Raw genomic sequence first — 23,899 nt, forward strand, 5'->3', positions numbered from 1 at the left:
CTGTCAGAATTTATCCGCTGTATACCAGAAAATAGGGAGTGGAAACCATCCGGCAGGCGCTTTCGCTCCCGAATAACGGCCATGCGGCGTCACCAGAAGGGTCTGCGCCTGCTGCTTGTTAAGCGCAAGTGCGCCTGGCTTAGCCGACCGTTCAACGGTCACGCCATTCCCATCTACGCGAGCGGTAACCGGCTGGCCGTCCAGCATGGCGGAGAATTCGCCGGGTGTAAGTCCGGTTGTCCTATGCGCAAGCGTTAAGTAAGCCTCAAGCACACGGGCAAAATCTATAATATGGTACATGTCGGACGTACCGGTCGCGTAATTTTCTGCAAAGCTGCTAAGGCTCGCATTCAGCTCCGTCTCATATTCGGGTGCGAATACGGCTATCCACTCCTGACCCGCATGTGCCAAATAACCTTTGATTGCTCGTGGAACGTCATTCACATTTTCCATCGCGAGCTCCGTAATTTCATTGCCTGCTTTGTTGACAACCATATAGCCAATGAGCTTGCCCTCATCCAACACGCCGATTGCCCTTTGCTCGAGTCCGTTCAAGATAGACGACATATGCTTCTCATCACGATGAACGAATGCAGGCCGCGCATCGTTGAGCTTACGCGCAAAGGCTGCTGCGCCTTCGACTTCGAACAACGGAGGGAACGACAGCCCGTTCACGTCCACAACGCGCAAGGCATGGCGGCAATTGACCTCTCCCACCGAATATTTGATTTTCACCCCTCCGAGGGTAAAATCGAAATACTCGTACCGCTGTCGCTGGCCATATAAGACAACCATGTCGTACAATTCAGGCGCCTCTTCCAGCCACTTGTTCATCAGCACCTTCATATGCCCTTCCCCGCGTGCCCTTGGATGCACCGATACAATCCCCAAATATCCGACGCGCAGCGCAACGCCGGCTACATTCATCGGTTCCGGGTAAATCGCTACCTGCGCGCGCAGCCGGCCCTTCTCATCCGCAGCCACCATGTGGATCGACGAGGAATCGATGTCCTTGCAGTACACTTTGGGAAGCACGGTTTCTACATCTATCTTAAAGGCATAGTTGGCTAAATCGATATATTCCTCACGCTCATCCGGTCTTGCCCTTCTATATTCCAGCACGACGTTAACTCCCTCATTTCTGGCATCTGTCTTCAAACTACATCCATTATACCGAAAAAAGAATTGCCCCAGATGAGCAGATCCATAATGCAGTACTTTCGACAAATCCTTCACCGCTCCACTAACAATCAGCAGGCTTCACGCATGGATGCAGCAACAATGAATTGACAAAATCGCCATAACTAAATACACCGCCAAGCTAAATAGAAGCCTGGCGATGTACGCAACACCCATCTTTAGATCAAACTATAGTCCGTCACATGACGTAAATTGTCATTTACAATGTCCGGCAATATGATCCCGTTTGCTTCGAAAGCCAGCCATATCGCACCGATAACAGGCTCCGCACGCAGCTTCGTAATTGTCGCATGAGGTGCGACTGCAGCGACCGCTTCTTCAATAAAAGCGGTTACATAATCGCCTGCGCCGCGAGTCAAGACGCTTCCCGCAAGCACAACATCGAAGTGAACGCCTTCCATGCCGAGCCGGCGGATAACCGCCTGCGCCGATTTGCCAAGCTCAATACCCTGACCCTGCAAAATTGCCATAGCCGTTTCATCACCTTGAGCTGCCGCGTCAAACAACAGCTTGGCCAATCGGTATGGCGGCACTTTGTCATGGTCCAGATAGTCATCGAACATCGCTTGCACGCTATCGTAACCGAGATCATCCAGCACGAGCTGCGTCAACAATGTCGGCTTCTCCCGCCCGGAGCGCAATCATCGTATCGCAGTTAATGTCATAGCGCGGGCTCTTTCATAGCCGACTTGATGATTGCCGTTCCCGCTGTGTCCTTTGCCTACGATCTTGCCTTGCTCGTCGACGATTAATGTATAGGTCTTGCTGCCGCCGCCATCGACTCCCAAATAATAGCCCAAAGCACCCACTCCTGACCTGACAGTCTAAGTACTACGTGCCGTCGATTCCCTTACAATCAGCTCAGGCTCGATCTGTACCGTCACACTGCGCTTGGCCTGCTCGTTAATGACGTTCAGCAGCAGCTCCACAGCCGTGCTTCCGATGCGATCCGCCGGTTGCCGGACCGTTGTCAGCCGCGGATGAAATTCCGACGCCAGAACCTGGTCGTCAAAGCCGACGAGCGACAGATCCTCGGGTACGCGGACGCCCGAAGTCATGCATGCGTTCAGAACGCCGACCGCGATATAATCATCCGATGCGAAGATCGCGGACGGCAATCGTCCCTCATCGATCCACTGTTTTGCAATCCGATAACCGGTAGGGATTTCGAAGCTGCCGCTTTCTATCGCGTAGGGTTGCAGACCTGCTTCTTCGAGCGCGAAGCGGAATCCCCGCTCGCGTTCCCTGCTGCTTAAGAAAGAATCCGGTCCCGAAATATGCGCGATTTCCGTATGGCCAAGATCGATTAAGTGCTTCGTCGCATCATATCCGCCCTTGAAGTTATCTACGATTATCGAAGTCACGGAAGGGTTGCGCTGCGAATTATCGATCATAATAAACGGAATTTTCTTCTTCTTCAGTTCCATGACATACTCGTCTTCATCGACAGGAGACAGCAAGATGACCCCGTCCACGCGATCCTCCTGAAACAAGGAACGATGAAACGTATCTTCGTAGCCGCTGGAGATCGAGAGCGCAAGGAAGTAGCCATGCTCGGCCAGCCGATCATTGATCTCCTTGACTACGGCATCCAAGAAGGAATCATGGAGCGTCGTCAGCATTAAGCCGATGATGCCCGTTTTTCCCCTTGCCAGACTGCGTGCCGACGCGTTCGGGTGGTAATCGAGCTCCTTCATCGCTTGAAGCACTTTCTCCCTATTGTTTTGACGCACGGAGGATGAATTGTTTAGTACTCTCGAAACCGTAACCACGGACAGGCCAGATTTCTTGGCAACATCAAAGATACTGACTTTCATCGTTAGATCGCTCCTATACGAATAAAAAAATGATTGCCCTTACCGTATCATAGTTGGAGCAAAGAGCAAACTAAGACGCGCGGACGGCTGGCGAACTTCCACGTAAGCCAGCCGTGCGCCTCCTAAATTACTTGTTGACGCGATCCAGCAGCTTCGTCAGCTTCTCCTGGATTCTCGGAAGCGCGACCTCCACCTTCTCGTCCCCGTTCTCTACGCCTGCCAGCTCGTTAATGAACAATTCATTGATCTGCGAGTAATTCGAAATCAAGTGATTGTACGATTCAAAGCCGTATTTGTACGCGCCGTCGAACACCTGCTTGATTTGCTCAGGATCGATGCCTTCAAAATTATTATAATACGTTTCCGCTGCCGCCTGGTTGACCGGAGGATTGCCCCCGCTCAGCTCAATCGACTTCTTCTGCACGTCTGTCGTGATCAAGTATTTGATCCATTCCAGCGCTTCTTTCGGATGTTTGGAATCTTTAAGAACAAAGAGAGGATCGACGTACAGAACGCTTCTCACCTTCTCATTGGGACCTTGCGGTACGGCTGCAACGCCGACTTTAAAGTTGAAATCGCTGGACGCTGCCAAGCTCCAAGAGCCTACGACGGACATGGCGATTTTGCCGGAGAGGAACGGATCGCCGAATTGGCCGGATACCGACTTGGAGAAAGCAGGCGTCGGCGAAACCTTCTGATCCCAGATGAGGCCGTAAATTTTCTTATACGCTTCGATAACGTCCGGCTCTGTCAGGTTGATCTTTGAAGGCTTGCCGCCATTGGTCCACGTATCCTCGGAGTATACTTGACCTCCGAAATAAGAAGCCCGCTGGTCGCGCTCGCCGAACCCAAAGTCCAATCCGTATTGCGCTTCGGCCAGGTTCTTCGAATCTACCGTCATTTTCTTCGCGTAGTCCACCATTTTATCGAACGTCCAGCTCTTATCCTCGTAGTCCGTAGGAGGATATGCGAGTCCGGCTTTATCGAACAAGTCCTTATTGTACAGCATGACCGTCACGTAGCTATTCAGCGGGATTCCGTAAGTTTTGCCGTCCACCTTATAGATGTTCATGACATCATCCGGAATGTTATAGTCGGAAGCCTTGAAATCACCGAGGTAAGGCGTCATATCCATCAGCATGCCTTTGTTGTAGTACTCCATGAAGCCGCCATACCCCCAGTGGGAAGTGACGTCCGGAGAGTTCTTGGCCGCAATGGACGATTGAAGCTTGGAGTCGAATTGCTCATAAGGGGCTTTCGTCACCTTAATCTTGATGTTCGGATGTGTTTTCTCGAAATCCGGGATCAATTTCTCCACGAATGTGCGGTCCGGCGAGTCGATTGTATAATGCGTGATCGTCACGACATCCCCATCTTTGCTTCCTCCATCCGAACACCCTGCAGCGACCAATCCGAAAGTCAGCGTTAAGCTAAGCATCGTCTTTCCAACCTTTGCGCTCATGCAAATCCCCCTCGTTAATAGTAGTGACGGACTATGTGAACAACTACTTAATACCGGTAAGAACGATTCCTTGGACAAAGCGTCTCTGCGCAACCGCAAAAATCGCGATAATCGGAACGACCGACAGCAGCGAGGCCGCCATCATGAGATTCCACGGCGCGATGCGGAATTTAGAGGACATCATCGACGCCATCCCGATCGGAAGCGTGAAATTCTCCTGCGAGTCTAAGTACAACACAGGCGTGAGGAGGTCATTCCAGCTCCAGAGAAAGGAGAAGATCGCCACGGTCGCAAGCACCGGACCCGCTAACGGAAGCGTTAAGCTCCAATAGAGCTGAATCTCTTTGCAGCCGTCCATTCTTCCGGCATCGTAAAGCTCATTGGGCAGTGTCGTGAAGAACTGCTTCAGCAGGAAAATCATATAAGCCGATGCGAAGAAGGAAGGCAAAATGAGCGGCAGCAAGGAATCGTGAAGCCCCAGCTTCGTGAAGAGCAGAAACTGCGGGATCATAATCGCCGGATACGGCAGCATCAGCGTGCTGAGTACGAGCATAAACAGGAACTGGCTTCCTTTTGCCCGATAACGCGTGAAACCGAACGCGACGAACGAAGAGGAATAGACCGTTCCGATCACCGTCAGCACAGCAACGATTACGCTGTTTATGTATTGCCGTCCGAACTTGATCTCCGTGTTTACGAACAGCTCCTTGAAGTTCTCCCAAGCGAAGTGCTCCGGAATGAAAGACGGCGGGTACACGAGCATTTCCTTCGTCGTCTTGAGCGATGTCGATAACATGAACCAGAACGGCATAATCATGGCCACCGTAACGAGCAGCAGAACGAGAAATCCGATGACTTGGAGCAAATCGATCTTCTTGGCAATCCCACTCATTGCGGGGTTCCCCCTTCGTAATGCACGTATCGGTTGGACAGCTTCATAATGAAGTATGTAATCACGGTAACTGCAATCAGCAGAATCCAGGACATGGCTGATGCGTAGCCGTAGCGGAAGTTTTTGAAGGCGTTAATGTAGATGTTGTACACGTAAAACCAAGTGGAGTAATTCGGTCCGCCTTGGGTGATCGTGTAAGCTTGCGTAAACACTTGAAAGGAGTCGATCAATCCGATGATAAGCTGGAAGAGGATAACGGGAGAGATAAGCGGCAGTGTGACATTCCAGAACGACCTCAGCCTGCCGGCTCCATCCAGCTTGGCCGCCTCGAGCAGATGCCCCGGTACACCTTGCAGTCCAGCCAAGAAGATGAGCATACCGCCGCCCAGCCCCCAGAAGGACATGATGATGAGCGCCCACATGGCGTATTTCTCATCGAGGAACCAGTTGATCTGATCGACGCCGAACATGGATAGGAAGTAGTTGAAGAGTCCGGCCTGCGGGTTAAATACCCAGAACCAGAGGAGCGCCATCGACACGCCGGAGATCATACTTGGAAAATACATCGCCGTCCGGAACAAGCCCCTGAACGGGATTCTCTGATTGATCAGAATGGCAAAGATCAGGGAGAGGACCAGCGTCAAAGGAACACTGATGAAGGTATAGCGCAGTGTAACTTTGATCGAGTTCCAGAACAGGTCGTCATGGAACAGCTCGTTGTAATTATCGAATCCGATAAATTGCGGTGCATGGATGATGTCGTACTCTGTGAAGCTGTAATACAAGGAAGCGAGTACCGGAAACAAAGCGAATACGATAAACCCAATCAGCCACGGAGACACGAAAAAGTAAAATAGTCTGCCCTCGCGGCGGCTTGCCCTGGTTGACTTCACTCCACCAATCCCCCTTCGATCGCCAAATCGACAAGCGCGAGAATGACGCATTTAAAGTTTAATCGCTTTAACTTTTGGAGTAAAAAAATAAAGTTAACACGGCTTGTCACATGAAAATTAAAGCGGTTAAACTTTACATTATTATTATAAATGGAAATATAAACATTTGACAAGGACAATTATTAAACGACGTTTGGAGCTACATCAAACATTTACAATTCTATAATCTCTCGAAAATATACAACTTGTACAACGTCCGTACCGATGCCGGTAACGCTGGCTCGACTGCTGATATGAACGCAATGATTGCTTCCGGTATGATGAAGGACGCAGCATCCGCGGTTCAAATGTTGGTCGGCTTCAACAAGCAAATGGTTGACGCTCCGAAGTTTTACGTGCAATAGATGGATCTGCTTAACGATCCGAAGAACGTCGCTCTCTTGCAGCACTGCACCGCAGGCAAAGACCGCACAGGTCTAGGCTCTGCAATCATCCTTCTGACTCTAGGCGTTGACGAGAAAACGGTCATGGACGATTACCTGCTCAGTAACTTCTACCGTGCAGACGCTAACAAGAAGATGATCGATGGCGTGAAGCAGCAAGTGAAAGACGAGAACGTTGTTGCTGCCATTACTGCACTGATGGGCGTTCAGAAAGAATTCCTTCAAGCTGCCTTTAATGAAATGAAAGCGAAGTACGGCTCCATCGATGCGTTCCTGGAAACAGGCCTTGGCATCACCAAAGAAGAGCGCGCTAAGCTGAAAGCGATGTACACCGAGTAACTTGAAACCGTAAGGAGTCGCCCCGGATTGCGGGGCGACTCCTTTTTCAACTGCGTTTAAGCGCGACGTGAGTTTGCAGACCGTCCCCTGCATGTCATAATATACAGAGGAGTGCTAGGACAGAGAGGAATGTGCAATCATGGCGAATTCGACATTAATAGATACCGCATACGACTATATTAGTACCCAAATTCGAACCGGTGAATTCATGCCAGGTTCGCTTCTATCGGAGAACGAATTGTCTGAAACACTGAACATGAGCCGGACACCCATACGCGCAGCGATTTCGCGTCTCGAGCACGAGGGGCTGCTTGTTACGCTTAAGAATAGAGGGGTGTCATTGCGAAGGTTGTCGATGCCGGATTCAAGCAATTAATCCTCTTCGCCACCATTAATTTCAAATTAACGCCTCACGAGCCGCACTATTCCGCCAACCGATTGAATCAATCGATTTACGACGCGATTGTGGCAGGCGATTACGATCGATTTCGCGAGATCGCCAACCAGTCCTACACCCATAACCGACAGCGTATGCTGCGAATGTCGCGATTATAGATTATTTCATTTGGAACAAGGGGTTGTTTTTATTGAACATTCGTCATCTGCAGCCGAGCGACAATGCGGCGATCGAACGGATTATCAGGGAATGCCTAATCGAATTCGGCGGCAACAGAGCCGGATTAGCTTGGGAGGATGATAGCTTAAGCCATCTATCTGATTACTATGACGCGGCGGGACGAGCCTATTGGGTCGTTGAGCAGGATGGCAAAGTTGTTGGCGGATGCGGCATTGCGCCTTTTGCGGAATCGAGCGAAGTATGTGAGCTGCAGAAGATGTACTTGCTGCAGGACGCAAGAGGTACAGGTGCGGCGGCGGCACTGTTAGGCGCAGCACTGGCCTTTGCGCGTGCGCATTATCGGCAATGCTACTTGGAAACGCTGACGAATATGGCAGCCGCCAATCGGTTCTATGCCAAGCATGGTTTCGTGCAGCTGGATGCTCCGCTTGCAGGTACGGAGCATTTTGCTTGCGATGCCTGGTATATCAAGCAATTGAACGAATAAAAGGCGCCCCATCCTGGGGCGCCTTTCGCATTTAACCGGTCACAGTAGGCTGCGACTTGCCCGCTTCTTTGCGACGGGACGGCAATAACCCAATGGCGAGCACAATCGCGATGGTTATGGCAAAGATCGCTATGAAAACGACATGCATCCCATGTGCGATTTGTTTCACCTCGAGCCCTGTCGCCGCGTTATTGAACAACGTGCCGAACAGTGCCACGCCAACGGTCTGCCCGAGTGCATTCATGAGCGAGTTCGTCGAGGTCGCTACTCCCCGTTGACTCCAGTCGACAGCATTCTGGATTAGCACGAGAATAGGTGTCGTGAGCAATCCCATGCCGAAACCAATGACGATCAAGATGCCAACTAAATTTGCGTAAGCCGAATTAGGGTCTATTAACATCAGCCATAAGCAGCCTGCCATAACGACCACCGCACCGGAGATAATAAAGAGGCGGGGTCCGTACTTAAACATTAGCCTGCCCGTCAATGTAGCTGCGAATGGCCAGGCTAGGCACATCGGCATTAATGTGAAACCGGAGTTCATCGCGCTGTGCCCGAGTACGACTTGAATCCATTGCGGCGTATAGACCATGACACCGGCCGTAACGGCAAAGCCCAGAAAGCTTAGCAAATAGATAACGCGGATCTCCCTCATCTTAAACAAGGCAAGCGGCAGCATGGGCTCCTTCACCCGCTTCTCCACGAACAGAAACAGAGAGATGAACACCGCCGCAACACATAATAGCCCGATAATTAGGGCGGAATCCCATGCATACTTCTCGCCGCCATTGAGTAACGCGTATAACAGCGCCGTTAGCCCCACCGTGAATACGATTGCGCCCATGAAGTCGATATTTTTCGCCTTCTTCTCGAACTTCTCATGAAGGAACCCAACCACGAAGATAAAGGCTAACACAAATACAGGCACGTTCATGTAGAAAATCCAGCGCCAGGAGACGTAGTCAACGAATGCCCCTCCGACGAGCGGACCAAGCAAGCCTGCTACTGACCAGACAGAGGCGAATATCCCTTGAACCTTCGCCCGTTGCTCCCCCGGATACAAGTCACCGACAATCGTAAACGTCACCGGCGTAAGCGCCCCCGCGCCGAACCCTTGAATGGCGCGGAACCAGATTAGAGCCGTCATGCTCGTCGACGCTCCGCATAGAATCGAACCTATCGCAAAGATAATTAAACCTGCCGTGAACACCGCTCTTCTTCCGAACAAGTCCGCCAGCTTGCCGAAGATAGGCGTTGCCACGCACATCGTCAGCGTATAAATCGAGAATACCCAGCTTATCAGGCCGAACCCGCTTAATTCCTTCGTAATATGAGGCATTGCAGTACTGACGACCGTTGCATCTAATGCACCGATAAACAGTGCGGCCAGTAGGCCGACCGTTACGATCTTTCGATTCGTTGTTTGCTGTGCCAACACGAAATGCGCCTCCTATTTCAGCTAAAATAGATATCCTCAAATCTATTCACCATCCTTGCAATTATTCCTCTTCCGATAGTGCAGGAGACGGGTTGCATCACGCAGAATCAAGTAGATCAACTACATTTCCCACAGGAGGAGCCCCCTTGATTCGAAAATTGCTGCCAGTTGCAATTGCACTCATGAGCTTGACTTATATTTTCATCATTCCTGCGGAACCCGAAGGCCTGAAGCTGGTTTTCAAGCTGATTCCCATGGTGCTTATCCTCGCGTATGCCTTCTTGCTCTGCCCGCCTTCCCGGCAGCCGAAACATTCGCTGCTCTTGCTCGGCCTGCTCTTCTCCATGTGCGGAGACGGTCTGATGAAATGGTTCGTTGCCGGCCTCTCCGCATTTCTGATCGGCCACCTGTTTTACACGGCGTCTTTCATTCGGAGGATTCGGTTCTCTTGGCCGCGCTCTGCTACCCTCATCCCAATCGCCATTTATGCCGGATATATGGGAATAAGTCTTGTGCACGCACTCCAAGACAGCGGGCAAAGTGGACTCATCGCACCCGTACTGCTCTATGTAACTGTAATTTCACTGATGGCCTGGACGGCTATCCTGACGGGTAATCCTTACGCTGTCATTGGGTCACTGCTCTTCTTGGCTTCTGACTCCGTTCTGTCTTGGAACATGTTCGTTTCCGACGTCTCCCACTCCGACATCTGGATCATGGTCACCTACTATGCGGCCCAATTCTTCATTGCCGCTAGTTTGAGAGAATCATCAGCATCAGCGTACAAATTTTAATAGTTTTAAGGGTATGTTCTCGTTCATTAGTAGAAATAATTATAGTAGAATCGAACATATGATCTGCTATTTTGCTGTGAAAGGATGATTTCCCCCAATGGAACTCCCTGTAACAAATAGTCCTTCATCCGAAGCCAAACCCTCTATGGGCTCCATGCTTCAAAACCGGTTTATTCAAGCCATTCTATCAGCAGGCGTGTTTATGCAGATCGGTATTTGGGTGCGCAACTTCGCAGTGCTCTTGTTTGTGGTCGAAATGACTGACGGAGACGCGCTTGCCGTCTCGCTAGTTTCTGTAGCTGAGTTTGCGCCTATTTTCGTCTTCTCCTTCATCGGCGGCGCGTTCGCTGATCGCTGGCGGCCTAAGCGAACCATGGTGCTGTGCGACCTGCTCAGCGCGGTATCCATCTTCGTCATTTTGCTCACATTGATTTATGGCTCATGGCATGCCATATTCTTCGCAACGTTCGTCTCCGCGATTCTGTCGCAGTTTTCTCAGCCTTCCAGCATGAAGCTGTTCAAGCTGCATGTGCCGGGAGAGCAAATACAGGCCGGTATGGCCTTGTTCCAAACGATGATGGCAGTGTTTATGATATTGGGTCCGATCCTAGGCACATTCGTATTCGAACAATTGAACATTTACTGGTCCATGGGCATCGTCTGCGTCACGTTCCTCATCTCGGCGGCTGTTCTTACACTTCTGCCGGCAGATAGGGAGGAAGAAAGAAAAGATAACGGGACTTCAATCTGGACGGAAATGAAGATGGGGATCGATTATGTTCTTCATCGCAAAGCGCTCGTCGCTCTAGGAGGCTCTTTCCTCTCCGCAGGACTTGGCATCGGCGTCATTCATACGCTTGCCGTGTTCCTCATCACCGAGCAGCTTGGCTTGCCGAAGGGGAACTTGCAATGGCTTTTCGCAGCCAATGGCGCGGCAATGCTGGTCGGCGGAGGATTGTCGATGGTGTTCTCGAACAAAGTCGCTCCGCAAACACTTGTCTTATGGGGCATGCTGGCCACGGGCATTGGCGTATCCGTAATGGGCTTCTCTGAGCTGTTCTGGCTCACGCTAGCCATGGAAGCCATGATCGGCTTCTTCATGCCAGCTCTGCAAATCGGTATTAATACGCTTATTCTGAACAGGACCGAGGAAACATTCGTCGGGCGTGTAAACGGCATTCTGACGCCTATGTTTATGGGCGCGATGGTCGTTACCATGAGCTTATCCGGCTTCTTGAAGGACAGCTTATCGCTATCTTGGACCTATCAATTATCGGCTGCCATGTTCCTAATCGGCATCGTGTTTCTGGTTCCTCTATACCGCATCAAGGAATCGACGGTTGCAGTGGAAGCCAATTAACTCAGTAAAGGCCGTGTATCGGCACCACTATGGTGCCGATACACGGTCTTTCTTTAGCTATAATACGGTTTTGGGTTTTACGACGTCGTCCTTATGATGATCGTGGGGAAAATGATACGTACAACATTTACAAGAAGCCCAGAGCTACCTCATACGAGGTGGTTTCGGGCTTCTTGAACGAGCAGCAACCGATCACGATCTATCAAAAGCACACTTCAAATAATGAAAATCTCTTCAGGTTTACTGCAGTCCTTTAGCCATTCACCCACTCGAAGCCTATCACCTCCGAATATGTTGTAGGTGCACATATTCTAGTCGACTCGAGGGAGTGATAATTGTGCCGGGACTTTTACGAACAGTGAACGGAACGACTACCCTTTTCGCAACGGCAAGCATAAAGTCCAAACAAGAAGGCATCTTAAGCGCAAACGTCGAAATGGTCGTAAATCCCCGCAGCGGTGTCACGGACTTCTTCCTAAACATTACGCAGAATGCATGCAACTTGGCAACAATCAAGATTCAATCTCTGACTCGCACGAGCAGCAGACTCACCGCTTCCTTCGGTAAGCAAGTGAAGGGTGTCAGCAGCGCCAACATTATTCTGCGGGATAAGAACGGCAAGCTCACGGCCAGAGGATTTATTAATAAAAAAGCGATCGTTCCCATCAAATTCGGCTGCGGTTGTAAAGATGGCTGCGCTTGCTCGGATACGCAGAAGGTTCGTTTCAAAAACGGCACGATATTAAACGTCAGTATAAGAAAATCGCTTAATCTCGCCTTGAAGCGGCTATTCGCGAAGCTTGCGCGTGAACTAAAGAAGCTAACACCGCGCAGAAGCAGAGCTACAGTTGCAGCCGCAGCTTCCGATAAACCAGCTTGCAGAGCGAATTGTGTTCGAATCGGGAATGCTTGCCGAGCCGCTTGCGGCATTTTTGCTGCCTTATGCGCTCCGATTTGCTTGACCGCTCAGTCGGTTTGCATCATTCAGTGCGGTTTCTAGGGATGAATAACGATAAAGACCGGTTAGTACACGATTATGGTGGGCTGACCGGTCTTTTTGTGCGGTGAAACTATTTCGGATAATAGCCGTTACCGCACAATCAGCCCATTTCCCCAATATCATGTTGACCGACAATAAGCTTCACCGGCTCCAGATAAACGCGAGTGACCACAGGCTGCGTAACCAGATTGATCTCGATATCCGTCACTTTATAACGGGTGATCTTGCCCTCTCTTCTGTCGTAAACCACATCGAACTCCTTCAAACCCAGTTGATAAATCAGGACGGAGGAGCCAATCGACAAGGCGGCTGTCTCGTACTCCCCATGCTCAAACAACACTTCCGAAATAATTTCATCATCCATATCCACGATCTTAACTTGCTGGCAAAAAAGGTATTCCATTCGTTACCCTCTCCCTCTATTCATAGATGCCGATCAGCCTGCGCTAATCGTTCGTGCTACTCTCTTCTATTATCGGATGATTTAAGCTGCCTTTGCAGATTAGTAACTTCAGAAGAATTTATGCGATTTTAAGTTGCTTTTAAGGATACTGGTATATGATTTCTTAATCCTATCCTGATTACAAAGGCAAGTGAAAAATGTGAGTACCAAAGGCTTATTCTCCTCATTCCCTACCCTGTACACGGAACGGTTAGTTCTACGGCAAATGAAATCCACGGATGCCAGGGACATCTACGCTTTTTACTCCGACCCTCTTGTCACGAAACATTTAGATTGGTACGGCCCGTCCTCGATCGAGGATACCCGGGTGCTGATCGACTCATGGAATCAAGCCTATGAGGATAAGAAGCTCATTCCTTGGGGAATATCCCTTAGTAATACGACACAGATTTTAGGAACGCTCATGCTCATGCCTACCAGAGGTAATTTTAAAGAAGCCCCTTTCTTCCCGCTTACCCTAGGATTCGATTTAAAACCGGAGTTCTGGAACAGAGGACTCATGTCCGAAGCGCTGCGATCTGTGCTAGCCTTCAATCAAGAGCATATCGGACACCATAGAATTCAAGCCGAAGTCTTTCCTGAGAATTCCGCCTCGCTAAAGGTCTTAAAGAAACTAGGCTTCCAAGAAGAAGGACTGTTAAGGCAATACTTACTGCACGATGTGACGAAAACGTTCCTTGACGTAGTTATGCTTGCTTTGTTGTTAAGCTGAATTGCGATCACGCCAAAAAAAGCTTCACCGTCCCCAAGGACGATGAAGCTTTTTCATGCAAGATCTCTTAATGCCCCATCATGACGGGAGCATTGACTTGATCCGTTGCTTCGCCTTCCGCGGCTTTCGGCTTCCGAAGCAGAATAGCCAACAAGGCGCCGGCCGTACCGATGCATCCGGCGATGAAGAATGTATCTCCGAAAGCGGAGACGAGTGAGACGGCTGCATCCCCATTGTTCGCAGCCATATGATCCGCTACTCGCGTACTTAAGTAGCTTGCCAATCCCGCTACGGCGAACGAAACCACGACTTGCTGGGCAGCGGACGTAAGCGGCGTTACCCGACCTACGAGGTGGCGCGGAGCGGCTTTCAAGATATGCGTATTCACCGGCATCATGGACAGTCCCATGCCTACGCCCATAATCATCGTTGCCGTGATTACGTATCCCGCGCCGGAATCCGCTTGAATTTGCGACATATAGAACATGCCTGCCGCAACAAAGGCGACCCCGACCACACAAACGGCTCGAGCACCGAATTTGTCGAACAGTTTACCGCCGAAAGGCATGAACAATCCCGTCATCGCAACTTGCGGCAGGATCATAAACCCGGTTTTGAGCGGCGCATAATGAAACACCTGCTGCATGTACATCGGTACGAACAAGAAGGAACCGAATAATGCCATGAACATCAACCAAGACGTGACCATGCCGATTGTGAAATCCGCGGACTTGAACGCGCGAAGCTCCAGTATTGGCTGTTTATGGCGAAGCTCGGCGATGATGAATAACACCAGGGCCACAAAGCCCACTATTAAGCCGACAATCGTTTTTGTCGAACCCCAGTCCTTGCCGCCTTCGCTAACCGCGTAAGATAACGTAGCGAATGCAATCGGTGCAAGGAGCATGCCCCAAATATCGAGCTCCGGCACGGTTTTGCGTTCTACTCTCGGCAAGTACTTCAGGCCGACTAAGATCGCGATAATACCGATCGGCAGATTGATTAGGAAGATCCAGTGCCAAGTCGCGTATTCCAGCAAATAACCGCCCAATACCGGTCCAAGTGCGGGGCCAAGCATCATCGGAATGCCGAGCATGCCCATGACTGCGCCTTGTTTGTTAGGAGGAGCAAGCTTGAAAATAATCGCCATCCCGATCGGCTGCACCATGCCTCCGCCGATTCCTTGAATAATACGATAGAGAATCAGCTGTTCGGGCGTTGCGGCAAAGGAACAAAGCAGAGAGCCTGCCGCGAACAAAAAGATCGTAATCAGAAAAATTTGTTTGGCGCCGAATCGATCGGTCAGCCATCCCGCCAGTGGAATAACCGCGGAAAGCGCCAGCGTATAAGCTGTAATGGACCATTGCATCGTATTGACGGATGCCGCGAAATCCTCCATTAAAGTCGGTAAAGCAATGTTCATTACCGTGCTGTCGAGTATGACCATGATCATCCCGACGACGATCGCCATAAGAGGTCCCATAATCGCTTTCATTGAGAACGGCGCATCCTCAGCGGCAGCAACTGCATTCGAATGGTTAGACAAACTTATCTCCTCATTTCGCTTAATCTTCTACCAATAAAAGGTACTATTATTGCCGAAATAATGCAATCGGTCTATTGTAAATTTTTGTTTGCTTCGAGCAATAAAAAACATCGCCCGGGCAAGCAGCCCCATGGCGATGTCAGATACAACTTATTCCCGGCAAATCATTAATTTGTTGCCGTCCGGGTCTTTCACGACGAACCAGTGGTCATGTTCGATTTCCGTTACAAGATCGACACCGAGCTTCTTCATGTAGTCCAGCGAGCCTTGCAGGTCCTCCGTCATCAGCATAAAAGCAGGCGTTTCGATCGATGGCGCTCCCCCCGGCTCTATGCCTCCCCACATCGGCATCGTGTCCAGAATGACGCCTGTACCTTCCATCGGCAGCGGGCACAAGTGGCCGGACATAATTTCACAATCAGCCTCATTTAGCCCAAGAACCCGGCAATACCAGGTGCGTGACTTCTCGATATCCCGTACCGGGACAAAAATGCTTCCGACTCTGTTCTTGATTGGACTTGCCGATTGAAATCCTTCTTCCGTTTGAAGTTGGTTGCTCATCGCAATGCCTCCATTTATGATTTTTAGTGCTTTCGGCACGATTAACGGCCTGTAGCCCTCCGGATTTGATTCTTTACGTTTGGCGTTCTGCATTCTCTATCAACTCTCCTCAGTAATCGCAGTATCTTCGATCTTGATTCACCCACATGTAATGGCCACCCGGCGTACCGCCGATCGAATAGGAATATACACTTTCACAATGGCATCCCGCTCAATATTCATGCCCGGCAACGTGTGATACTCCGCGAACCATTGTCTCTCTTCGTCGAGCCGGTAATCGTCGTTCGTCGAGATCCATCGGTGCATCTTATCCAGCACGCCGGTCAACTGCCCGTAGGCCTTCGATACACAGCAAGCATATATCCCTGCCTCCATGAACTTCTGCTCAAGCCCTGCCAATGTCATGCCTCCCGCTTCAGAGACAAGGATCCCGTTCTCCCACCAATATTCATCGGAATCTCCAGCACTATAATGGTAGGACATATAATACCTCCCTTCAGAGATCCATTGGTCGCGGTCAGAATTACCCTCATACCAATTGATCAATCGCTGTTCGGCAATTTGCCCAGCTTCGGCCCCGTGCCCCCTGCAAAAGAAGGCTTTTGAATTCGTCAGATCAACGACTTCAATCCGTTCGTCCCGAAGCTTGCGCTGCACGGGAAGATACAAGTTCATTCTTGTGACTTTGCCGTTGTATGCGATAAACTCCTCGATGTACGGATGAGTACCCCTTTCAAATGTGCTCTTCGGGAGCCACTCCGCTAGCAGCCGATCCCATCCGTCCTGAATGATCTTGGGAGATTGCGCAGCGGTCTTTCTTACAGCATACAGGCCTCCGACGAACGGCTCCTCCGTAAAGGCATGATCCATACTACGGTCCCCCTCGCTCACGACAAACACCTTGTACCCATAACGGGGCTCGCCGTCTGATTCAGGAAGATCAACATTGTGACCGAAAATTCGCGGCTTTATGGGCTTATCCACCTCGCCTGCCGCAAGTTTCTCACTCACAACCCGGTAAGCCTCATTTTCGATCCCTTCCTCATGCTTGGAAGTGTGCAAATAGGCGTACACCTTCTCCGGCATAAACCGGATTACCTTCACATCGGGAAACCGGTCGGTCTGCTCCCTGTCTTCCATGTACGCCACTTGCTCGCGCAGACGGATCGACTCGAAGCTAAAGTAAATGTCGGCTTTGCGATAGGCGGCCGGTGTCAATCCGACAATCTTCTTAAACACCTTTGCAAAGGCATGATACGACTCGAACCCGCTTTCCCACGCCAGCTCCTCCACGGTGCGTCTCGAGTTTCTCAGGTGATTGGCAGCGACACTCATTCTTCTTTTGCGTATATAGTCTTTGACTGGATGTCCGCTAAGCGCATAGAACACCCGATATAATTGGGCAACCGATAGGTAAGACTCTTCAGCAAGACTGGTGAGATCCAGCTCCTCGTCCAGATTCGCCTCGATATAATCGATCACCTTTTGCACAGAATCCACATAGGTCAATTTATCACCTGCCAGGTACGACTTCTTGTTTTCTATTATAGCAAAGGGAAATGCTGGCAATGTGTTCGAAATTCTCAGAAATCAAAGCGTTTTGTGATTCGCTCCGTCTCTATGCTACAATACTGAAATCAATGTATTTACGCAGAAGTGAGGTCAATAGACAGACATGCTCATCATCGGAATTGCAGGCGGCACGGGATCGGGCAAAACAACGGTCGCACGCTCAGTCATCGAACATCACGGATCTGACAAAGTGACGTTTATTTCGCAAGATAATTACTACAAAGACCACCCCCATCTTTCAATGGCTGAACGCGAGCTGCTAAACTACGATCATCCGCTCGTGTTCGAGAACGATCTATTGGTCGAACATTTGAAACTGTTGAAAGAAGGACAAACGGTCTACGCACCGATATACGATTTCACGACGCATGCCCGCTTCAAAGATAAAACCGAGAAGCTCATGCCCTACAACATCGTCATTATTGAAGGACTTCACGTGCTGTCTGACGAGAATCTGCGGGCGATGCTCGACATCAAGGTGTTTGTCGACACCGATCCCGACGTGCGCATTCTGCGCCGCGTGCTGCGCGACATCGAAGAGCGAGGCCGGTCGATTCAATCCGTCCATGACCAATACTTGCAGACCGTCAAGCCCATGCACGACGCCTTCATCGAGCCGTCCAAGAAATACGCCGACATCATTATCCCTGAAGGCGGGCAGAACGAAGTGGGTATTCGGCTGCTGTCCATTTTGACGGAGAAATATTTAGGCGCGGAACGCATAGGGGAATAAAAAAAGCCTTGGGGTACTGCCCCAGGGCTTTTTTTATTGCGGTTATTTCGGCAAAACCGCCATCATTGGATAGAATTCCATCGTCATCAATCCCGCAATAACGGCAGGATCTTCAGCAATCAGTTGCGGGACTTGGTCTACACTCTCAACCTCGATGATGGCGATTCCATGAGGATCGTTCGGTTTTAAAACCGGTCCGAACACAAGTGCAATCCCCTGATTCTGTTTATCTGTCCAATAGGCGATATGACGATGCATAACTTCCCGCTCTTCTCCGGTCATATCCTGGTGAAAAGTTGCTCTAGGGGGCGTTGACCATAACATGAAATGCGTTTTCCCCGGTTTTGTGCTTGTGGTATTATCCGCCATTACTAAAGAACCTCCGTTATTCGAGTTTATGTTTGATATCATGACTCTCAATTCCTATCATTCCTCAAATCCCCTTTGAAATGCAAGCCATACGAGCATCCAATTCATCCTTATCAATCATGAGGAATTTATCCATAAAAAAACAGAACAACGGCAATTAGCTCGCCGTGCTCTGTATTGAACCTCTGCTATTAGGGTTGTAAGGACGTATGGATCTCGACGACGCTGCTGTCGTAGCTGTTGCCATTCCATACGGTGTAGGACAGTTGGTTGCCTGATGGGCTCCACGAGGAGCTTACGGCGTTCTCGACATCGGCTGCAATACGAGTCGCTTCATCAGACAGAAGATCGTGGACGTATAAGCCTTTGACCGTCGCGCCGCTTACCTCCGCTTGCATGCTGTATGCGATCAGCCGCTGATCCGCCGACCAGGAAATCCCGCCAAGCTCCGCGCCTTCCGCAATCGTCTTCGCGTTCCCTCCATCCAGATCGCACAGCACTAGCTTTATCCTGGAGCCCTCGTATTGCTTCACCAGCAGCTGCTTACCGTCTGGCGAAGGAATGACGCTGCCCACGGAACCGAGCCCCATATCTTTGATCTCCTTCGTATCCAAATGGAGCACCTTCAGCGCTTCATCCGCATTGGAGTTATAATAGACGCTGCTGCCGAGCTTGGCTACGATTATCAGTGCGCCTTCGTTCAATTCGTCAAGTTCGGCAATATCTCCATTCGTGGTTGCCGTGTAAGCTCCGCCTGCATAAGAAGCACCGATGATGCTGCCATCATCCGCCCATCCAGCGCTCATGGCTCCTCCAATACGCTCATTAGCCAGGCCGAACGACTTCAGCGTTTCCAGGTTCATGACATAATAAGCAGGATCGCCGAGCGTATACGCCGAGTAGATGAGATGTGTTTTGTCCGGAGACAGGCTGCCGCCTCCCAAGAACACGTTATCCTGTTCCTTCAGGGGCACGAGCTCTCCCGTCTTCAGATTGAATCGGTACAAGCTGCGCGGATAGGAATCCGCCAGTTCCTCCAGCTTCATCTTTGCCAATGATTCGTTCTCCTTGGATACAAGGATTGTATCTTCGTTCAGCCAGCCGAATATCTCCATCTTCTCGTACGGCCTGATGCCGCCGACCGTAATGGACGGTACCGCCGCCGGCTTGTTGCTTTCGTTATCAATGACGGTGATGGTTTTCCCCGGCTCTCGAATAACCTGGCGATTTCCTTCGTTATCTCCGCTGCAAGCGGTAATGGCAAGCAGCAGTGCGGGTACGCATGCCATGATGGCTAATTTTGATCTGTTCAATGTGACCGCCTCCTTGATGCTTACAATACCAACCGAATGTTGCGAATGTACGAAGAGATGTTTCCAAGTTGTAAACAATCTTATCGGGATTGTGTCGGAAATGAAATTCGGAACGTCGTGCCGCTGTCATCCGACTTCACGATGGAGATGCTGCCTCCCTGTGTCTCGGCATATCGCTTTGCCAGCGACAGCCCAAGTCCGGCACCGCCATGCTCCCTGGATCTGTTCCGATCCACCGTGTAGAACGCCTCGAAAATTTTATCCGCGACCTCGCCCGGAAAACCGATCCCCGTGTCGGATATTTCGATGACGACCTTCTTGTCCCTGACGAAGTTGCTTACGCGGATGCAGCCGTCCGTCTTGTTATATTTGATCGCGTTGTCCAGCAGGTTCGCAAGCACGATATTCATATAATCTCTATCGGCCTCTATGTAAGCTTTGTGCAAATCCGTTTCCAGAGTGAGTCCGAACTTGTCCATTTTCCCCCTCAGCCTCTGCAGTACCGACTCAATCGTACCCCGAACCTCGAGCCTTTCCTTGTTATACTCAAAATCGTATTTCTCCAACGCGGACAATTGCAGCACCTTCTCCACCATTTCGTAGAGCCTCCGCGTCTCTCCGGCGATATGGGTTTTGGCTGTGGCCAGCAGTTCCTCGTCACCGGGATACATGTCGAGCAGATCAATGTAGGCTTTAATGGAAGTCAGCGGCGTCTTGAACTCATGCGTGACATTGCCGATGAACTCTTTCTGCTGCCGATCCAGCTCCGATAGTTTGCGAACCGCAAGCGCCAGCTTCTCCTGCTCCTCGTCCTTATCTCGCATCGTGACCATGAGACGTTCACTCATGGCGGCAATTCCTGCGCTGAGCTCCCCAATCTCGTCTCTCCGCTTCATGCCCGGCACCGCGAACTGTCCATCCCGGATACGGCCTACCGTATCATTCAGCTTAATGATGCTGCGAGCGAAGGAGTAGAAAAACAAGTAGCCCAAGAGGAAGCTCAGCACGAACACGCCTGCTCCGATATAGATGAACAATTGCTTGATCTCATTGTAGAAAGCTTGATGGTCACGAAGGGAATAATAGAACTGGACAACGCCGACTTGTTCACCCCCCGCGCGCAGTGGAGTCAAATAATACATGGAATCGCCTTCCACCAAATAAGCAGTCTTGTTCTTCAGCGCATACGATAGCGTCTGCTTGATGCTGCCAGACGGAGGAGCCGCGACCCTCCTCCCTATGACGGAGCCGCTCCCATCGTACAAGACGACGGGTTGCCCGCTAATCAGTTGCAGCTGCTCGCCGAACGCAGCGCCATTGGTCTCCAGGAAAGTCTGTGGAACTTTATTGGATTGCTCCATAATGGATTGGATGAAATAAACGTTCGCCGTTTCGGCTTGCTGCGCGAGGAGTCTCTCCGCCTGTACACGCTGATTCCGATCGATACCTTGCAAGACCAGCAAGCTAAGTACAAATACCGTAAGCAGCAGAAGGCCGGCGAGGAACAGACTGAACTTCAGTTTAATGCTAATTTTCACCGTGTCCTCCGGACGCCCTATAGCCGATGCCATGGACGGTTTGAATGGTGTCTCCGTAGTCGGGTCCCAGTTTCTTGCGCAGCCGCTGCACATGAATGTCTACCGTCCGCGTACCTCCGTAATAATCCATTCCCCATACCAGGTCCAGCAATTGTTCTCTCTCGTACACCCTGTCGGGATTGGCTGCCAGCAGCGCCAGCAGATCGAACTCCTTGGGTGTCAGCTCCAGCTTGCTTTCACCCGCCATAACCGTTCTTCTGCCGACGTGCACCTTCACTCCGCCTAGCTGAACCTCATTCTGATCCTTCTTCTCTCCGGCAGCCTGTATTCTTCTAAGCAAGGACTTGAGCCGCGCGAGTAGCTCCCGCATGTCGAAGGGCTTCGTCAAATAGTCATCGGCCCCAAGCTCCAGCCCGAGCACCTTATTCACAATGTCCTCCTTGGCCGTAAGCATAATTACGCCGATTACGCCTTTGTCCTGCAGCTTCTTTAGCACGTCATAGCCGTTCATGCCAGGCAGCATCACATCGAGAATAATGGCGTCGGGACGCGTCTCGCCAATACGCTTTACGGCGGTATCCCCGCGATCAACGACCTCCACTGCGTAACCTTCGCGCTTCAAGGCATAGGAGATCGCGTCCGAGATCGCTTTTTCGTCTTCGATGACCATAATCTTTGCTTGCATGGCTTCACACCTGCCCTCATGTCGTTATCATGCGCTTCAATTATAAGCTCTTTCCGGCTGGAACCAAAAATCCAATTTTACTGCGTCATTACAGCACAAAGAGTACATCGCAGCAAAGTGATGTACACCAAGTTCAATATTATAGTCCCAATTAAAGCACCTTTATCTGAGGAGAGTCAGCGCCAACCTCATTTTTTCTATGTATGCGGCTTCCCCGCCGGTGCACATGAACGTTACATTTCCGCTCCCCACTCCAGTATCGATGCCATAGCGATTTAGCAACGCCGACAACCTTCTAACCGTGCCAGCGTTTCCATTGACGATCTCAATATGGGACGGCAATACGTCGCGGAGAATATCCGTATAAAATGGATAATGCGTGCAGCCCAGTACGATGATACCGTAGTCGTTAAGATTATAGGGTTCAAGCTTAGCAAGGAAGTATTCACGCATGACTTCCTTATCGAATTGAAGCGATTCGCAGTACTGGACAAGCTCAGGCAACGGCAGGGAATCCACGATTCCATCTTGATCCACGCGGGATACAAGCGCATAGTATTTAGGCATCTGCAGCGTAAGAGGCGTAGCGAAAACAAGCACCCTTTTGCCGGTCGCACGGTTCATCTCTACGGCCGGTTTGACGGCAGGCTCCATACCGACAATCGGGAAGGAGTACCGCTCTCTCAGCTCGTTTATCGCAATGCTTGTCGCCGTGTTGCATGCAATCACAAGCGCATCGATGCCTTGCTGAATCATCTTCTCCACAGCTTCAAAGACGAAGGTTTGCACCTCTTCCTTCGATTTGGTCCCGTATGGGACATGCGTGGTATCTGCCATATAGAGATAATCCTCAGCAGGGAGCAGCCTAAGCGCTTCCGCCAAGACCGTAAGCCCGCCAATTCCGGAGTCGAAAAAACCGAGTTTCATAGGGGATCAATTCCTATCGAATGATGTAGTCATAATGATACCTACAGCATATCGCGATTGAAGTCCCTAGGGCAAGAACAGACATGGCGTCATCGATGACTTCGCATTGTCTCCGGCAATAAAAAACCCTTGAGTCGTATAAACTTATACGACCCAAGGGATTCATGTCCCCAATAACTACAGAGGTTTCATTGTATTGAATTAAAATTCTCCTTCTGCTGCCGTTGGATTCTTCTCAACGGAAACGACTTCCCCGGTTTCGGCGTTTACAAATGCAACGTAAATATCATTCCACTTGATATCGATCTCTTTGCCTGCCTTTAAATCCCGCTTTGCTTTGATGAGTTCGGCATCGGTATAGGTGTATTTTTGATTTTCATAGGTTACAAAATAGTACTTTCCTTCCATGTCTACTCGAGTGCCCAAATCGTAGGAAATTTTCAAGCCGCTTAATGAAATCTTGAATTTTTCTTCAATCGCCTTCCCCGCAATCACAACCGCTTCCTTTTCGTTTACCGGCAAATCGTTGTTTATAATTCCCGGCTTTGAGCCTGGACCAGCAATTTCGGTAGCACTATCGGGCTGTTGATGTTTGCCGATAACCTTTACCTTCTGAACATCGGCATTTGTAGAAGCATTTGCCGAAATAACGCCGTTTCCTGCAATCAGAACGGCTGCTACTCCCAGAGTCATTGCTGCAGTGATAAACCTTTTACTCATTTCTTATTCCCTCCAATAGTTTGTGGTGTTTCGTAGCTACAAACCAACTATAATGGAG

Annotated in this window: 27 protein-coding genes; 9 read left to right on the forward strand and 18 right to left on the reverse strand. The window is 50.3% G+C overall.

The features are described from left to right. Positions 1-3 precede the first annotated feature (3 nt). The 7 genes from AC6ESO_RS24615 to AC6ESO_RS24645 all read right to left on the reverse strand — a co-directional run bounded on the left by AC6ESO_RS24615 (position 4) and on the right by AC6ESO_RS24645 (position 6,264). Positions 4-1,122, reverse strand: coding sequence for a GNAT family N-acetyltransferase (locus AC6ESO_RS24615; RefSeq protein ID WP_497093707.1), 1,119 nt, complete (start codon positions 1,120-1,122; stop codon positions 4-6). A 236-nt stretch (positions 1,123-1,358) separates the two neighbouring features. Beyond that, positions 1,359-1,814: a hypothetical protein gene (locus AC6ESO_RS24620; protein WP_497093708.1), complete on the reverse strand. Its 456-nt coding sequence runs from the start codon at positions 1,812-1,814 to the stop codon at positions 1,359-1,361. Between the two features lie 27 nt (positions 1,815-1,841). Beyond that, on the reverse strand, positions 1,842-2,000 hold the full coding sequence (locus AC6ESO_RS24625) for a hypothetical protein (protein ID WP_497093709.1): 159 nt from the start codon (positions 1,998-2,000) through the stop codon (positions 1,842-1,844). A 24-nt stretch (positions 2,001-2,024) separates the two neighbouring features. Beyond that, on the reverse strand, positions 2,025-3,017 hold the full coding sequence (locus AC6ESO_RS24630; RefSeq protein ID WP_497093710.1) for a LacI family DNA-binding transcriptional regulator: 993 nt from the start codon (positions 3,015-3,017) through the stop codon (positions 2,025-2,027). Between the two features lie 127 nt (positions 3,018-3,144). After that, the gene (locus AC6ESO_RS24635) at positions 3,145-4,479 is read right to left on the reverse strand and encodes an ABC transporter substrate-binding protein (RefSeq protein ID WP_497093711.1); all 1,335 of its coding nucleotides are present in this window, start codon (positions 4,477-4,479) and stop codon (positions 3,145-3,147) included. A 43-nt stretch (positions 4,480-4,522) separates the two neighbouring features. After that, the gene (locus AC6ESO_RS24640) at positions 4,523-5,371 is read right to left on the reverse strand and encodes a carbohydrate ABC transporter permease (protein WP_497093712.1); all 849 of its coding nucleotides are present in this window, start codon (positions 5,369-5,371) and stop codon (positions 4,523-4,525) included. Beyond that, positions 5,368-6,264, reverse strand: a complete 897-nt coding sequence (locus AC6ESO_RS24645) for a carbohydrate ABC transporter permease (RefSeq protein WP_497093713.1) — start codon at positions 6,262-6,264, stop codon at positions 5,368-5,370. The genes AC6ESO_RS24640 and AC6ESO_RS24645 overlap by 4 nt, the downstream gene beginning before the upstream one ends. 245 nt (positions 6,265-6,509) lie before the next feature. Here AC6ESO_RS24645 and AC6ESO_RS24650 point away from each other — a divergent pair, with 245 nt between their 5' ends. The 4 genes from AC6ESO_RS24650 to AC6ESO_RS24665 all read left to right on the forward strand — a co-directional run bounded on the left by AC6ESO_RS24650 (position 6,510) and on the right by AC6ESO_RS24665 (position 8,110). Further along, a complete protein-coding gene (locus AC6ESO_RS24650; protein ID WP_497093714.1) occupies positions 6,510-6,668 on the forward strand; it encodes a hypothetical protein in 159 nt (52 codons plus the stop codon). Further along, a complete protein-coding gene (locus AC6ESO_RS24655) occupies positions 6,669-7,046 on the forward strand; it encodes a tyrosine-protein phosphatase (protein ID WP_497093715.1) in 378 nt (125 codons plus the stop codon). A 139-nt stretch (positions 7,047-7,185) separates the two neighbouring features. Next, entirely contained in the window at positions 7,186-7,422 is a 237-nt protein-coding gene (locus tag AC6ESO_RS24660; RefSeq protein WP_497093716.1) for a GntR family transcriptional regulator, read from the forward strand. Positions 7,423-7,633: 211 nt separating this feature from the next. Then, on the forward strand, positions 7,634-8,110 hold the full coding sequence (locus AC6ESO_RS24665; RefSeq protein ID WP_497093717.1) for a GNAT family N-acetyltransferase: 477 nt from the start codon (positions 7,634-7,636) through the stop codon (positions 8,108-8,110). A 31-nt stretch (positions 8,111-8,141) separates the two neighbouring features. Here the strand turns inward: AC6ESO_RS24665 and AC6ESO_RS24670 are convergent, their stop codons facing one another. Continuing rightward, entirely contained in the window at positions 8,142-9,548 is a 1,407-nt protein-coding gene (locus AC6ESO_RS24670) for an MDR family MFS transporter (RefSeq protein WP_497093718.1), read from the reverse strand. Positions 9,549-9,694: 146 nt separating this feature from the next. Here AC6ESO_RS24670 and AC6ESO_RS24675 point away from each other — a divergent pair, with 146 nt between their 5' ends. The 3 genes from AC6ESO_RS24675 (at position 9,695) to AC6ESO_RS24685 (ending at position 12,702) form a co-directional block, all read left to right on the forward strand. Beyond that, entirely contained in the window at positions 9,695-10,342 is a 648-nt protein-coding gene (locus AC6ESO_RS24675) for a lysoplasmalogenase (RefSeq protein ID WP_497093719.1), read from the forward strand. Between the two features lie 97 nt (positions 10,343-10,439). After that, positions 10,440-11,702, forward strand: a complete 1,263-nt coding sequence (locus AC6ESO_RS24680) for an MFS transporter (RefSeq protein ID WP_497093720.1) — start codon at positions 10,440-10,442, stop codon at positions 11,700-11,702. A gap of 337 nt (positions 11,703-12,039) precedes the next feature. Beyond that, a complete protein-coding gene (locus AC6ESO_RS24685; protein WP_497093721.1) occupies positions 12,040-12,702 on the forward strand; it encodes a hypothetical protein in 663 nt (220 codons plus the stop codon). Positions 12,703-12,802: 100 nt separating this feature from the next. Here the strand turns inward: AC6ESO_RS24685 and AC6ESO_RS24690 are convergent, their stop codons facing one another. Beyond that, positions 12,803-13,105 carry a hypothetical protein gene (locus AC6ESO_RS24690; RefSeq protein ID WP_497093722.1) on the reverse strand — a complete coding sequence of 101 codons (303 nt, stop codon included), beginning with the start codon at positions 13,103-13,105 and terminating at the stop codon, positions 12,803-12,805. 199 nt (positions 13,106-13,304) lie between these two features. Here AC6ESO_RS24690 and AC6ESO_RS24695 point away from each other — a divergent pair, with 199 nt between their 5' ends. Then, positions 13,305-13,877: a GNAT family N-acetyltransferase gene (locus tag AC6ESO_RS24695; protein WP_497093723.1), complete on the forward strand. Its 573-nt coding sequence runs from the start codon at positions 13,305-13,307 to the stop codon at positions 13,875-13,877. Between the two features lie 67 nt (positions 13,878-13,944). Here AC6ESO_RS24695 and AC6ESO_RS24700 read toward each other — a convergent pair whose 3' ends face one another. The 3 genes from AC6ESO_RS24700 to AC6ESO_RS24710 all read right to left on the reverse strand — a co-directional run bounded on the left by AC6ESO_RS24700 (position 13,945) and on the right by AC6ESO_RS24710 (position 17,484). Further along, positions 13,945-15,423: a DHA2 family efflux MFS transporter permease subunit gene (locus AC6ESO_RS24700; RefSeq protein WP_497093724.1), complete on the reverse strand. Its 1,479-nt coding sequence runs from the start codon at positions 15,421-15,423 to the stop codon at positions 13,945-13,947. Positions 15,424-15,573: 150 nt separating this feature from the next. Beyond that, a complete protein-coding gene (locus AC6ESO_RS24705; RefSeq protein WP_497093725.1) occupies positions 15,574-16,077 on the reverse strand; it encodes a VOC family protein in 504 nt (167 codons plus the stop codon). A 45-nt stretch (positions 16,078-16,122) separates the two neighbouring features. Continuing rightward, complete coding sequence (locus AC6ESO_RS24710; protein WP_497093726.1) at positions 16,123-17,484, reverse strand: helix-turn-helix domain-containing protein; 1,362 nt, start codon at positions 17,482-17,484, stop codon at positions 16,123-16,125. A gap of 175 nt (positions 17,485-17,659) precedes the next feature. Here AC6ESO_RS24710 and udk point away from each other — a divergent pair, with 175 nt between their 5' ends. Next, entirely contained in the window at positions 17,660-18,289 is a 630-nt protein-coding gene (gene udk / locus AC6ESO_RS24715; protein ID WP_497093727.1) for a uridine kinase, read from the forward strand. Between the two features lie 42 nt (positions 18,290-18,331). Here the strand turns inward: udk and AC6ESO_RS24720 are convergent, their stop codons facing one another. From AC6ESO_RS24720 to AC6ESO_RS24745, 6 genes are all read right to left on the reverse strand, one after another. Then, positions 18,332-18,658 carry a YciI family protein gene (locus tag AC6ESO_RS24720; protein ID WP_497093728.1) on the reverse strand — a complete coding sequence of 109 codons (327 nt, stop codon included), beginning with the start codon at positions 18,656-18,658 and terminating at the stop codon, positions 18,332-18,334. 191 nt (positions 18,659-18,849) lie between these two features. Continuing rightward, positions 18,850-19,971, reverse strand: coding sequence for a TolB family protein (locus tag AC6ESO_RS24725; RefSeq protein ID WP_497093729.1), 1,122 nt, complete (start codon positions 19,969-19,971; stop codon positions 18,850-18,852). An 80-nt stretch (positions 19,972-20,051) separates the two neighbouring features. Then, positions 20,052-21,509, reverse strand: a complete 1,458-nt coding sequence (locus tag AC6ESO_RS24730) for a sensor histidine kinase (RefSeq protein ID WP_497093730.1) — start codon at positions 21,507-21,509, stop codon at positions 20,052-20,054. Further along, complete coding sequence (locus AC6ESO_RS24735; protein WP_497093731.1) at positions 21,499-22,194, reverse strand: response regulator transcription factor; 696 nt, start codon at positions 22,192-22,194, stop codon at positions 21,499-21,501. Before AC6ESO_RS24735 ends, AC6ESO_RS24730 begins: the two co-directional genes overlap by 11 nt. A 162-nt stretch (positions 22,195-22,356) precedes the next feature. Continuing rightward, complete coding sequence (gene murI / locus AC6ESO_RS24740; protein WP_497093732.1) at positions 22,357-23,121, reverse strand: glutamate racemase; 765 nt, start codon at positions 23,119-23,121, stop codon at positions 22,357-22,359. Positions 23,122-23,322: 201 nt separating this feature from the next. Next, entirely contained in the window at positions 23,323-23,841 is a 519-nt protein-coding gene (locus AC6ESO_RS24745) for a hypothetical protein (RefSeq protein WP_497093733.1), read from the reverse strand. Positions 23,842-23,899: the final 58 nt, after the last annotated feature.

Source organism: Paenibacillus rhizoryzae (assembly GCF_059686995.1).